Below are 12,136 nucleotides of genomic sequence, written 5' to 3' on the forward strand. Positions count from 1 at the left end.
GTCAGTACCTCACTCGCGGGTCGATCAGCGCGGCGACGACATCCACGACGAAGTTGGTAAATGCGACGATGACGGCCAGCAGCACCACGATGCCCTGGACCGCCACGAAGTCCCTGGCGTTCAGGTACTGGACCAGCTGGTAGCCAAGTCCCTTCCATTCGAAGGTGGTCTCGGTGAGCACGGCTCCGCCGAGCATCAGGGCGATCTGCAAGCCCATTACGGTGATGATGGGGATGAGCGCCGGCTTGTAGGCGTGCTTGGTCACGAGTCGGAACTCGCTGACGCCGCGGGAACGGCCGGCCTCGACGTAATCCTTGCCCAGCGTTCCGATGACGTTGGTCCTGACGAGGCGCAGGAAGACGCCGGCGGTCAGGAGACCCAGGGCAATAGCGGGCAGCACCGCGTGAGACACAACGTCGCCGAGAGCGGTGAGATTGCCGCTGCGCAGGGCGTCGAGCCAATAAATGCCGGTGGGAGCGGCCAGTTGGCCCATGGTCAGCTCAGTGCGGGTGGACACTCGCCCGGCCACCGGGAGCCATCCGAGCCAAACCGAGAACGTCAGCTTGAGCAGGAGTCCGGAGAAGAAGACCGGAGTGGCATAGCAGAGGATGGCAAAGCAGCGCAGGAAGGCGTCAGTCGCCTTGTCGCGCCGTTGCGCGGCGATCATGCCCAGCGGGATGCCGACCGCGAGCGCTACGACCAGCGCGTTGATCGTCAGCTCAAGGGTGGCTGCGCCGAAGGTCGACAGCATTTCGACGACGGGGCGCCGGTCCGTGATGGTGGTGCCGAAGTTACCGGTGACCAACTGGCCCAGGTATTCGAAGTACTGGATGATGATCGGCCGGTCGTAACCGGCGTCGTGGATTCGCTGCGCCAGGACATCCGGGGGAAGCCGGCCGCCCTGCGCTGCGGTGATGGGGTCTCCGATGACCCGCATGAGGAAGAAAACCAGGGTCACGAGGATGAAGATCGTGGGAATGATCAGGAAGAACCTGACCACGATGTACCTGCCGAGCCCCCCGCCCGCTGATTTACTCTTGGGAGCGACCGCGTCCGGTTCGACGTCGGGCACCTCTATAAGTGTTGTCATTGCTACCTAAAGTTCATTGCCCGCGGATCGCGCGGGGTTTTGCTCAAATGTGAGGCAATCAGCAATAAGGGGAGGCAAAGCACCTGTTGGCACCGCCTCCCCCTACCGGCTGCTTACTTTGAAATAGTTCCCAATCGGAACTTGAAGGAAGCGTCAAGCGTCTTGTCGACGCCGTTCACGCCCTTCGCCGAGATGGCAACCTGGGCACCCTGGAGCAGCGGCAAAGTGGAAATGTCCTTTGCCAGAGCGTTCTGGGCGTCCTTGATGGTGGATTCGCGAGCCGACTTGTCCGTGGTGGTCAGCTGCTTGTTGATCAGGTCCGTCACGGCCTGGTCGTTGAAGTGGTTCTTCAAGAAGCCACCGTTCGGGAAGAACGGGGTCAGGTAGTTGTCGGGGTCGCTGAAGTCAGGGAACCAACCGAACTGGAACAGCGGGTACTCGTCCGCACGGCTGGCCTTGCTGTAGGTCACCCATTCGGTGGACTGCAGGTTCACCTTGAAGAGGCCCGACTTCTCAAGCTGGTCCTTGATCATGGCGTACTCGTCGCCCGAGGACTTGCCGTAGTGGTCCGGGTTGTACTGGAGGTTCAACGTGACGACGTCCTTGACACCGGCATCGGAAAGAACCTTCTTGGCTTTGTCCAAGCTCGGCTTTCCGTTGTCGCCATAGGCATCCTTGAACGACTCGTTGGCGCCCAGGAAGCCGCTGGGGACGTTGGAGTACAGCGGCAGGTATGTGCCCTTGTAGACCTGGTCCGCGATTGCCTGGCGGTCAACGAGGTTGGCGATCGCCTGGCGCACGGCAAGTGCCTTGGCCTGGTCGGCACCGGCTGCCTTCGCGCCGAACGGCATGGTGTTGAAGTTGAAGGTGATGTAGCGGATCTCGCCGCCGGGACCAACGTTGACCTTGACCTTCGAGTCCTTCTTGAGGTCGTCGACGTCGGTGGCGCTGAGGCTTCGGTTCGCAACGTCGATGTTGCCCTGCTGGATGTCCAGCTTCATGTTGGTCGGCTCAGCGTAGTACTTGATCGTGGCGGCGTCGTTGGCCGGCTTGCCCAGGACACCCTGGTAGTCAGGGTAGGCCTTGAGGCTGATGAGCTCGTTCTTCTTGTAGCTGTCGATCGTGTACTGGCCGTAGAACGCCTTGGCCTTGATGATGTCGTCATCGGAAAGCAGTTTGTCGGCGGGGAAGACCTGGTGGTCCACAATCGGCGCGGCCGGGCTGCTGAGGATCTGCGGGAACGTCTGGTCGTTGGCGAGCTTCAGCTTGAAAACGGCCGTGTTGGCGTCAGGGGTGGTGACGCTGTCCAGGTTGGCTAGCAGGCTTGCAGGACCGGCGGGGTCGTTGATCTTGAGCTGCCGGTCGAACGAAAACTTGACGTCGGTGGAGTCCAGTGTGTGGCCGTTGGCCCACTTGAGTCCGGGCTTCAGCTTGACGGTGTACTCGGTGGGCGAGGTGAACGACGCCGACGCTGCCAGGTCCGGAACGGGGTCGGCGCTTCCTGGCTTCGAGTTGAGGAGGAAGGAATAGACCTGGTTCATCACCATGAAGGAACCGTTGTCGTACGAACCCGCGGGATCGAGTGCGGTCACTTTATCGGTGGTGCCGTAAGCGATCGGGCCGCTGGCAGCTGAGGAAGCTGAACCGCCGCCGCCCGACGGGCCCGTGCAGGCCGTCAAAGCGAATACGGAGATGCCCGCGAACGCGATAGCGCTTCGCAAGGCTTTTTTGTTCAATGCCATCAGTGAACTTTCTGTTCGATGGATACGGCGAACCGCCGTGGGTAATTTGCTCGGAGCACATACTCCTGACTCCACGATTCAATCAGAAGGTTTTCTGGTGAAACGTTTGATTTTGTGAGTTGAGACACAAAATTTACTTTTCTTTTGGCGTGAAGTCGACTAGGAAGACCGCCGCAGGCCGCTCAAAACGTCGCTAAGAAAATCCCGTTAGCGCTCACAATATTCGCTCACAACATTGTGGGCGCCTTCGCCACTGCGGCGTGCAGCCGGGTCTAGAGTTCTGCGCGCTGAAGGGACCGGGCGACGTCGATGGTTGCCTGGCCCAGGACACGGGTGCCTTGGTACAGCACGATCGTCTGCCCCGGTGCGACGCCACGGAGGGGATCGACAAGGGTCACCACGAGGCCTTCTCGCCCGATCCCGGCGTCGTCGACGTGCCGCTCGACAAATGCCTTGGCAGGAACGGGATCGCCATGGGCGCGGACCTGGGCATAGCAGTCGAACTCGGCGCCGGTAGCCACCTCGGCAATGGGCACGCCGGCCCAGGACACCTTGATTCCGCGGATCTCGTCGATCGCCAGCAGGGCTTCGGGCCCGACGACCACCTTGTTTTCCTTGGGCCGGATTTCCAGCACGAAGCGCGGCTTGCCGTCAGCGGCGGGGGTGCCCAGCTTGAGGCCGCGGCGCTGGCCTACCGTGAAGGCGTTGGCTCCCGGATGCTCCCCTACCTTGGTTCCGGCCTCGTCCACGATGTCGCCCGTGGTCATGTCGATCTTCTCGGCGAGCCAGCCGGCTGTATCGCCGTCCGGGATGAAGCAGATGTCATGGCTGTCCGGCTTGTTCGCCACGGACAGGCCGCGGCGCTCGGCCTCTGCGCGGACCTCGGCCTTGGAGGGAGTCTCTGCCAACGGGAACATGGAGTGCTTGAGTTGTTCGTGGGTCAGCACGCCGAGCACATAGCTTTGGTCCTTGGCCCAATCGGCCGCGCGGTGGAGTTCGGGATTGCCGTCCGCGTCCTGGATGACCTTGGCGTAGTGGCCCGTGCAGACCGCGTCGAAACCGAGCGCGATGGCCTTCTCCAACAAGGCGGCGAACTTGATCCGCTCGTTGCAGCGCATGCAGGGATTGGGAGTGCGGCCCGCGGCGTACTCGTCGATGAAGTCCTGGACAACGTCTTCCTTGAAGCGCTCCGAGAAGTCCCAGACATAGTAGGGAATCCCGAGCACGTCGCAGGCGCGCCAGGCATCGCGGGAGTCTTCGATGGTGCAGCAGCCGCGGCTGCCCGTGCGCAGTGTTCCGGGCATGCGGGACAGCGCCAAGTGGACGCCAACGACGTCGTGCCCTGCCTCGACGGCGCGGGCGGCGGCAACGGCGGAGTCGACTCCGCCGCTCATGGCTGCAAGAACTCGCATGCTGGCTTTCTGTTGGTGTTGGGGAGAAGAAGTGCGGCTGAAGAGAGTAAGCGCGCCCAACTATTCTAGCGCCCGCGGGAATCCGCCCCAAAAATGCCTTGACCACCGTCCCGGACGATTCTAAAGTCAAAACTAACAGTTTTAGATTGCGCCTGCGCGCGCGTAAATGCGCACGCGGGCTGCCCGCGCGAACCGCCCCACGCCCCGCGAATCGAGTCACCATGGACACTGAACACATCCTTATTGCAGGCGGCGGGCTGGCCGGCGCCACGGCGGCCAAGACCCTGCGCGCCGAAGGATTCCAGGGCCGTATCACCGTGGTCTGCGCCGAGAATGAACAGCCCTACTTGCGACCTCCCCTCTCCAAGGAGTTCCTCCTGGGCAAAGCCGGCGAGGATACCGTCCCGGTGCTGCCGGCCGGCTGGTACGGGGAGAACGACGTCGAGCTCCTCCTTGGCGAGGCGGTTGCAACTGCCGATCCTGCCGCCCACACGGTACGGCTGGGCTCGGGAACCGAGCTGCAGTTCAGCAAGCTCCTGATCGCCACCGGGGCGCAGCCGCGCCGGATTCCGCTCCCCGGTTCCGATCTTGCCGGTGTCATGACGTTCCGGACATTCGATGATTCGCGCAGGCTCAAGGAAGAGCTGTCCGGCGGAGGCCGGAATGTGGTGATGATCGGCTCGGGTTGGATCGGCATGGAGCTTGCCGCAGCCGCGAGCGGCTATGGCAACACCGTGACCCTGCTGGGACTGGAAGATGTGCCGCTCAGCATGGCCATCGGCCCCGAACTGGGCGGTTTCTTCCGCAGCCTGCACGAAAAGCACGGCGTGCAGTTCCGGCTCCCGGCGAGCGCAGCGGAAATCACCGGCGCTGGGGGCAAGGCGAGTGCCGTTGTCACCAACTCCGCCGAAGTCCTTCCTGCCGACCTCGTGGTGGTGGCCGTCGGCGTGGTTCCGGATACGGCCCTGGCCGAAGCCGCCGGGCTGGATATCCGCAACGGAATCGTGGTGGATTCTTCGCTCCGGACCAGCAGTCCGGACGTGTTCGCGGCCGGAGACGTTGCCAACGCCCTCCACCCCTTCACCGGCGATCACCACCGCAGCGAACACTGGTCCAACGCCCTCAACGGGGGCAAGGTCGCCGCGAAAGCGATGCTGGGACAGGATGCGATGCTGGACGTGGTCCCGTATTTCTATACAGACCAGTTCGACGTCTCGATGGAGTACTGGGGATATCCCACGCTCGCGGCAGGTTCCGTACCGGCCATCCGCGGAGCGTTGGAGGAAAACAGCTTCCTCGCCTTCTGGCTACGGGATGGCGCCGTAGTGGCGGGCATGAGCGTCAACCAGCAACGGGTACAGAAGCCGGTCAAGGCACTCATTTCGGGGCGCGTCCAGGTGGACGTGGACCGCCTGACTGATCCTGCCGTTCCGCTGGATCAGTTGTTGCCCGGGACCTGATCGTCTGCATGGCCGCCGGCAGCGCCGCTGCCGGAGCCCCGGGCCACAGTCGCTGCGGTCTGGATGCTGGACTCGTGACCGGCCATGCCGGCAAGCTTCGCCCGGGCATACGCGTCGGGGAGAGCCTTGAGCAGGGCGTCGACGTCGGCGTCGTTCGAAGAGTGGCCCAGGCTGAACCGCTGTGCCCCGCGGGCGGTGTCCTCATCCAACCCCATGGCAAGCAAGACGTGCGAGGGCCTGGGGACTCCCGCTGTACAGGCGGATCCGGTGGATGATTCGATGCCCGCGAGGTCCAGGAGAAACAGCAAGGAATCGCCTTCACAGCCCGGGAAGGTGAAATGCGCGTTGCCGGGGAGCCGGGCGTCGCCGGACGCTCCGCGTAGCACTGCCTCGGGAATGGCAACCTTGACGCCGTCGATGATCCGGTCCCGTAAGGCGCTGATTCGTCCGCGCTCTGCCGCCAGGTTTTGAGCGACCGACTCCGCCGCGGCGGCGAATGCCGCGATGGACGCCGTGTCCAGGGTTCCCGAGCGGACGTCGCGCTCCTGCCCTCCCCCGTGCTGGACCGGAGTGACCTTGGTGGAGCGCCCGAGGAAGAGGGCGCCCACGCCCACGGGTCCGCCGATTTTGTGGCTCGAGACCGACATCGCGGCTAGCCCCGATTCGCGGAAATTAAGCGGAATCGAACCAAATGCCTGGACTGCGTCCGAGTGCACGGGGATGCCGTGGACGGCGGCGATTTCCGCGATCTCCTTGACGGGCTGGATACTGCCCACCTCGTTATTTGCCCACATGACAGTGACCAGGGCCACCGATCCCGGATCACGCTCGATCTCCGCCCGCACAGCGTCCAGCCGCACCACGCCCTGGGAATCGACGGGGAGCCACACCGCTTCGGCCCCTTCGTGCCGTTCTAGCCATTCGACGGTGTCCTGCACAGCATGGTGCTCGACAGCGGAGCAAAGGATCCGCTTGCGCCGGCCGTCTTCGTCGTGGCGGGCCCAGTACATCCCCTTGACGGCAAGGTTGTCTGCTTCGGTTCCCCCGGACGTGAAGATGAGCTCGGAAGGATGCGCCCCGGCCGCTGCCGCAATCGCCTCCCGCGCCTCTTCCACGGATCGCCGGGCACGCCGTCCGGAAGCGTGCAGCGATGACGGATTGCCGGTCCGTGCCAGCTCGCGGGTCATGGCGGTGAGGGCGACGGCGGAAAGGGGCGTGGTGGCGGCATGGTCAAGATAAACAGGCACTACCCAAGTCTATCGAGGCGGGCGGATCCCGGCTTCGGCGACGAAAGGCGCTTTCCCGGGCCGCTCCCCTAATCCGCGGGACGGATCACGAGGTCGGACGGATTCTGGCGCAGCAATGGCCTTCGCGGTTGTCATCGGCGATCCGGTCCTCGGCAATTCCGCACGCGGCTGCCGCTCCGCTCAGGAAGGCGCCGTTCATGGCACAGACGACCTTCGTGTGGCTTTCGGCCAGCCGGTGGAACGGGCAATTCACCAGGGAGTACCCGCCGTCGTCGTCAGCTTCCGGCCTGTAACCATAGTTCGCCAGGACATCCTCGAAACGGGGCCCCGTGCTGCCTGCCTCGCGGCCCCGGGCGTAGGCGGTTTCGAGGAGCGCTTCGCGGGGGGAACCACCCTTCGCCATCAAGTCCTGGATGGCAGAGGCCATCACTTCCCCGGCGAGGTCATAGTGTCGCTCCGGAACCGAGGCGCCGATCTCTTCAATGACGGGCGCATAGAGCTTCGCAGGGCGCCCGGACCCCGGACCGACCTTGCCGCCGAGCTTGCGGAACTCAACACTCAGGAGCCCGTCACGGACCAGCCGGTCCAGGTGGAAGGAGGCCGTGCTGCGGGGAAGCCCAAGGGCCATCGCGGCGTCGTCGCGGCTGACCGCATCCTTTGCACCGCAGACGTGCTCATACAAGCGGCGGCGGTTGCCGTCGTCGAGGGAGGCCAAAGCGGAGAGCCGACGCAGCCAGGGAAGTCCGGTCATGGATCCAGCTTAACTCTAAAATCAACACTCATTGCTTAATCCTTCGGGACTTCAGGCCAATACCCGCAGGGCGCCCGGAACCACGTCGATGTCCAAGGGAAGCAGGCCGATCCGCTCACCGTCGGCGTATGCCACCACGTTCTCGGCGGCAAGGCGCACTGAGCGGACCCGGCGGATTTCCACCGCCGGGTGCGAGGTATGCCGGCCGGAGAAGACCTTCGGGAAGACCGCAAGGAGGGCCAGCCGGGACAGGGGCTTGACGATAAACAGATCCAGCAACCCGTCGTCGGGCGCGGCATCCGGGACGATACGCATACCGCCGCCGATCGACTGGCCGTTGGCGACGGAAATCAGCATGGCGCCCTCCTTCGATGTCGCGCCGTCGGCAGTCACGGTGTAGTTGATGGCCCGGAACGATCCGAGCTCCCGGAGCATCGCGAGGGTGTAGCGGAGCGTACCGCGGGGCCACCTCCAGGAGTTGGCCCGTTCATTGACGGCGGCGTCGAATCCCGCGGACACGGCTCCGGCAAACCAAATGGTCCGTCCGCCGGTGGTGATGCGGCCCGCGTCGAGTACCCGCCCGCCGTCGGCGAGCGCCGAGACCACGCGGGCGCACGACGCCGCGACATCCTGCAACGGCAGTCCAAGCATCCGGGCTACGTCGTTTCCCGTACCCACGGGAACAATCCCGAGCGGCAACCCCGTCCCGCCAAGTGAGTTGACACCCAAATGGACCATGCCGTCGCCGCCCACCACCACCAGGGCTTCAGCGCCTGACCGAAGCGCTTCGTCTACCGCTTCCCGCAGGGCGTCCATGCTTTCGCGCCGAAGTACGACGACGTCGAGACCTGCGGCGCGGAGGCAGCGGGCGGCTTGGTCCCCGGAAACGGCGTGCCGGCCAAACGCTGCGGCCGGATTGACCGCCAGCACGATCCTTCGGCCGGGCGACCCGCTCAGCCCATCAGGGCCGGTCCCTGGTAGGTGAAGGGGATGATCGGAGCCGGCCGGGGAGTTCACAGCTTGAATCATGCCATCGGCAGGGGCTGGACCCTAGGAACTAAAGCCCGGGGGGAACTAAAGCCCGGGCCGCCGTCGTTCTCATGGTGGGCTGGCTAGACTTGCCAAGATCGCCGCTCCGCACCGGGACGGCGGGAATCTTCAGAATCCCAGAGAAAGGCCCGTGGTTGGCTCAGGGCAGCAGTTCCCACTATCAGATCCTCCGGGTCCCCGTCACCGCGACGGACAAGGAGATCAAAGTGGCCTACCGGAAGGCTGCGAGGAACGCCCACCCGGACCATGGCGGGGATCCGGAGGTCTTTCGACAGGTCACGCTCGCGTACGAGACCCTGATTGATCCCAAGCGACGCGCGGAGTACGACCGCCGCTATGCGAGCGGCGCTTCGGGCGGGGCGAACCCCTTCGCGACTCAAAGACCGGACTACGGCGGGGCCGGCGCTCCCGGACCGGAAACCCGCACCACCGCCGGGGTCCACCGGCCGAATGCCCCGCGCAACACGGCCGGCGACGCCCCCGTCTATGTGCCGCCCTTTGATGATCCCCGCGAGGTCCCCTTGCTCTCCAAGGGCGAAGCCGCGCTGCAGATCCACGGGATTCCCCGGAAGCGTGGAATCTTCGGCGCCGAAGCCCGCATTCAGCGCGAAATGCGGACAGTCCAGCTCATCAGCCGCCAGATCCTGACTGCCATCCCCTCAGCGCGGCTCGTCAACGGGCTCCGCTCCCCCTCGGACGACAGCCACATCGATCACGCCCTGCTTGCCGGCTACCGCCTGGCGCTCATCGGTTCCATGCTGCTGCCCAAGGGCGCCTATGCCTGGGACGGGGTGGCGCTCAAGCACGGCGGCCGTTCGGTGCCGCCGCCGCAGCTAGAGCTGATCGTTCGCCACATGCAGGAGATCTTCCCGGAACTGAATGTGACGGGGTGGGTAGTAGTCCACAGCCCGGACGGCAACCCGCACGAGCCTGTCATCGACCACTACCGGCGCACGGACGGAGACTTCGGTTCGGTCCAAATCGTCAACGCCTCCGGGCTGGCCCGCGGTCTCAAGCAGTTCCTGAGTTCAGGCCCGGTGCCCAACACTGTGGTTGTCCCGGTCCTGGCCCGGCTGCTGCGCGGCATGCACTGAGCCGGCAGGAACAACCCTGTATTTTCGCTGGCTAGGATTGATACGTGTTCCGCATCCTCTTCCACACCCCTGAAATCCCGGGCAACACGGGAAACGCCATCCGGCTCGCCGCCATCACCGGCGCTGAGCTCCACCTCGTGGAGCCGCTGGGCTTCGACTTCTCCGACGCGAAGCTGCGCCGCGCGGGACTCGACTACCACGACCTCGCGGTGGTCACGGTGCACAAGGACATCGAGGCAGCATGGGCGGCTTTGCAGCCCGGGCGCGTCTTCGCCTTCACGTCCGACGGCGAATCCTCCTATACAGACATTGCCTACGAGGAGGGCGACGTATTGCTGTTCGGCCCCGAGTCCGTCGGGCTTCCGGACTGGCTGAAACAGGACCCGCACGTCACGGCCCGCGTCCGGCTCCCCATGCTGCCATCCCTCCGCTCGCTCAACCTCGCCAATGCCGCCTCCATCGCGGTGTACGAGGCCTGGCGCCAACACGGTTTTGCCGGGGCGAAGCTGTAGCGGGCAGGCAGAGCCGCCAGATATCCGCAAGGTCATCTCCGCGGATCACCCATCCAAAGCGCCCCCTGCGCCGAATGCCCTGTGCAGGCATCAACAGCCTGGGCAGGCAGTTGGCCTGCGAAGCAAGGGGCCGGTGAAGCGGCGGCCGCGGAAGGGGCGCAGGTGACTACTCTCAAGACCCGCAGCACTTCCGGTACTGCCGGGGTCACCAACAACCTATGCTGGACGGTGATGGATACACCGAATGTGCGAGGCCCCGAGGCACCCGGCCTGATAGCCGGCTCCAATGCCCAGCTTGCGGAATTGCTGGGCTTGATGGCCGACGGCGACCGGGTCGCCTTCAGCGAGTTTTACCGGCTCACCGCGCGTAGGGTCTTCGGCATGGCCAAGCGCGTCTTGGTGGATGCGGGCCTGAGCGAAGATACCACCCAGGAAGTCTTCATCCAGGTCTGGCAGAACGCGGCCAAATTCAATCCCGAAGCAGGCAGCCCGCTCGCGTGGCTCATGACCATCACCCACCGGCGCGCGATCGACCGTGTCCGCTCGGCCCAGTCCGCCACGGACCGCGAAGCGAAGTATGGCGCGGCAAGCCAACTCCTTGACCACGATTCAGTGGAAGAAGAAGCCACCAGCCGGCTTGAGGCCGAGGCCGTCACCCGTTGCCTCGGCACCCTGACGGAAACGCAATTGGAATCCGTGCGGCTCGCCTACTATGGCGGGCTCACCTACCGTGAAGTCGCCGAACAACTCGGTGCAGCGATGCCGACCATCAAATCCCGCATCCGCGATGGACTTCTCCGACTCAAGACTTGCCTGGGGGTGAGCTGACATGACCGAACACGATGACAACAAGCAGAATGCCGGGAAGGAAGGCCTCCGCAGGATGTTCGCCAGCGATATAGCCACTGATCTTGCCGAAGGCCGCGTCCTGGAGCTTGCCGAGATCTATGCCCTCGACGCCTTGAACGACGCCGAGCGAGCGGAAATCGACAACTACATTGCCACGGCACCTGAACGCTCGGCGTTCCTTGAGCGGGTCAGGCAGTCACGCGAAACCCTCGCCACCTCTTTCGCCGACGAGGCCGAACCGCGGCCGGGACTGTTGGAGGACATTCTGCGGCAGCTCCCGCAACAACCGCGCACTGCACAAACCGGCACAGCGTCCGCACCTTCTTCCGTTCCCGAAGTGTCGTCCGGACCCGCAACGCACGTAACCCCCGACGTCGTTGACCTCGCCGCGGCCCGGAACCGGCGGGATCGCCGACGCTTCAGCGGCGTCCGTGGTTGGGTGGCAGCCGCTGCGGCGGCCGCGGTAATTGCGCTTGGCGGTGTTGGCGTGGGCGTCTACGTGGCCGGGCAGAACGATCCCGTGAATCAGGTACTGCAGGCCGGCGATGTCCGGCAAGCAACCGTCAACGTCAACGGCGGCGGCACTGCCACTGTGTCCATCTCCAGCTCGAAGAACGCTGTGGTGGTCCGTATGAACGGAGTTCCCGCTCCCCCGGCCGGCAAGGTCTATCAGATGTGGCTCATTCCCAAGGACGGCTCCGACCCTGTATCCCAGGGACTCATGGACGCCCAGGCCTTGAGCCATCCGGCGGTTGTCTCCGGCATTTCCAGCGCGGCGGCCATCGGCATCACGGTTGAACCCGTGGGCGGCTCCAAGAAGCCGACACTCCCGACCGTCGCTGCAGCGCCTCTCACGTAAAGCGACGGAGGCTGCCCGGACATGGGCTCTCGGTCACGGGGCTTGACCTTGACGTAACGTCAACTTCTAC

The 12,136-nt window shown here is 64.6% G+C and carries 11 protein-coding genes; 5 read left to right on the forward strand and 6 right to left on the reverse strand.

Going from position 1 to position 12,136, the window contains the following annotated elements; translation table 11 throughout:
• Position 1: 1 nt before the first annotated feature.
• The 3 genes from ABH924_RS01005 to mnmA form a co-directional block, all read right to left on the reverse strand.
• Positions 2-1,090 carry an ABC transporter permease gene (locus ABH924_RS01005; RefSeq protein WP_234748169.1) on the reverse strand — a complete coding sequence of 363 codons (1,089 nt, stop codon included), beginning with the start codon at positions 1,088-1,090 and terminating at the stop codon, positions 2-4.
• A gap of 113 nt (positions 1,091-1,203) precedes the next feature.
• Positions 1,204-2,832: an ABC transporter substrate-binding protein gene (locus tag ABH924_RS01010; protein WP_404496235.1), complete on the reverse strand. Its 1,629-nt coding sequence runs from the start codon at positions 2,830-2,832 to the stop codon at positions 1,204-1,206.
• A 272-nt stretch (positions 2,833-3,104) separates the two neighbouring features.
• Positions 3,105-4,226 (reverse strand): tRNA 2-thiouridine(34) synthase MnmA, encoded by a 1,122-nt coding sequence (gene mnmA / locus ABH924_RS01015; protein WP_404496551.1) that lies wholly within the window; start codon positions 4,224-4,226, stop codon positions 3,105-3,107.
• Positions 4,227-4,465: 239 nt separating this feature from the next.
• On the opposite strand from mnmA, the gene ABH924_RS01020 reads away from it, so the two are divergent.
• Complete coding sequence (locus tag ABH924_RS01020) at positions 4,466-5,704, forward strand: NAD(P)/FAD-dependent oxidoreductase (protein WP_404496237.1); 1,239 nt, start codon at positions 4,466-4,468, stop codon at positions 5,702-5,704.
• On the opposite strand, the gene ABH924_RS01025 is transcribed toward ABH924_RS01020, so the two are convergent.
• From ABH924_RS01025 to ABH924_RS01035, 3 genes are all read right to left on the reverse strand, one after another.
• Positions 5,683-6,951, reverse strand: a complete 1,269-nt coding sequence (locus ABH924_RS01025) for a cysteine desulfurase family protein (protein WP_404496239.1) — start codon at positions 6,949-6,951, stop codon at positions 5,683-5,685. The two genes, ABH924_RS01020 and ABH924_RS01025, sit on opposite strands and share 22 nt — an antisense overlap.
• A gap of 85 nt (positions 6,952-7,036) precedes the next feature.
• The gene (locus tag ABH924_RS01030) at positions 7,037-7,702 is read right to left on the reverse strand and encodes a helix-turn-helix transcriptional regulator (RefSeq protein ID WP_404496241.1); all 666 of its coding nucleotides are present in this window, start codon (positions 7,700-7,702) and stop codon (positions 7,037-7,039) included.
• A gap of 51 nt (positions 7,703-7,753) precedes the next feature.
• On the reverse strand, positions 7,754-8,632 hold the full coding sequence (locus ABH924_RS01035; RefSeq protein ID WP_404496243.1) for a diacylglycerol/lipid kinase family protein: 879 nt from the start codon (positions 8,630-8,632) through the stop codon (positions 7,754-7,756).
• Between the two features lie 254 nt (positions 8,633-8,886).
• Between ABH924_RS01035 and ABH924_RS01040 the strand changes: the two genes are divergently transcribed.
• From ABH924_RS01040 to ABH924_RS01055, 4 genes are all read left to right on the forward strand, one after another.
• Entirely contained in the window at positions 8,887-9,846 is a 960-nt protein-coding gene (locus tag ABH924_RS01040; RefSeq protein ID WP_404496245.1) for a J domain-containing protein, read from the forward strand.
• A gap of 44 nt (positions 9,847-9,890) precedes the next feature.
• The gene (locus ABH924_RS01045) at positions 9,891-10,358 is read left to right on the forward strand and encodes a tRNA (cytidine(34)-2'-O)-methyltransferase (protein ID WP_404496247.1); all 468 of its coding nucleotides are present in this window, start codon (positions 9,891-9,893) and stop codon (positions 10,356-10,358) included.
• A gap of 231 nt (positions 10,359-10,589) precedes the next feature.
• A complete protein-coding gene (sigK, locus tag ABH924_RS01050) occupies positions 10,590-11,186 on the forward strand; it encodes an ECF RNA polymerase sigma factor SigK (protein WP_404496553.1) in 597 nt (198 codons plus the stop codon).
• Between the two features lies 1 nt (position 11,187).
• Positions 11,188-12,066, forward strand: a complete 879-nt coding sequence (locus ABH924_RS01055; RefSeq protein ID WP_404496249.1) for an anti-sigma factor domain-containing protein — start codon at positions 11,188-11,190, stop codon at positions 12,064-12,066.
• The last annotated feature ends 70 nt before the right edge of the window (positions 12,067-12,136 follow it).

The organism is Arthrobacter sp. GAS37, from assembly GCF_044908325.1.
GTDB classification, from domain to species: domain Bacteria; phylum Actinomycetota; class Actinomycetes; order Actinomycetales; family Micrococcaceae; genus Arthrobacter; species Arthrobacter ramosus.

What these genes read in the sequence shown, in the direction of transcription:
- ABH924_RS01005 (WP_234748169.1), bottom strand. Translation starts at nt 1,090, where the DNA reads ATGACAACACTTATAGAGGTGCCCGACGTCGAACCGGACGCGGTCGCT.
- ABH924_RS01010 (WP_404496235.1), bottom strand. Translation starts at nt 2,832, where the DNA reads ATGGCATTGAACAAAAAAGCCTTGCGAAGCGCTATCGCGTTCGCGGGC.
- mnmA (WP_404496551.1), bottom strand. Translation starts at nt 4,226, where the DNA reads ATGAGCGGCGGAGTCGACTCCGCCGTTGCCGCCGCCCGCGCCGTCGAG.
- ABH924_RS01020 (WP_404496237.1), top strand. Translation starts at nt 4,466, where the DNA reads ATGGACACTGAACACATCCTTATTGCAGGCGGCGGGCTGGCCGGCGCC.
- ABH924_RS01030 (WP_404496241.1), bottom strand. Translation starts at nt 7,702, where the DNA reads ATGACCGGACTTCCCTGGCTGCGTCGGCTCTCCGCTTTGGCCTCCCTC.
- sigK (WP_404496553.1), top strand. Translation starts at nt 10,590, where the DNA reads ATGGATACACCGAATGTGCGAGGCCCCGAGGCACCCGGCCTGATAGCC.
- ABH924_RS01055 (WP_404496249.1), top strand. Translation starts at nt 11,188, where the DNA reads ATGACCGAACACGATGACAACAAGCAGAATGCCGGGAAGGAAGGCCTC.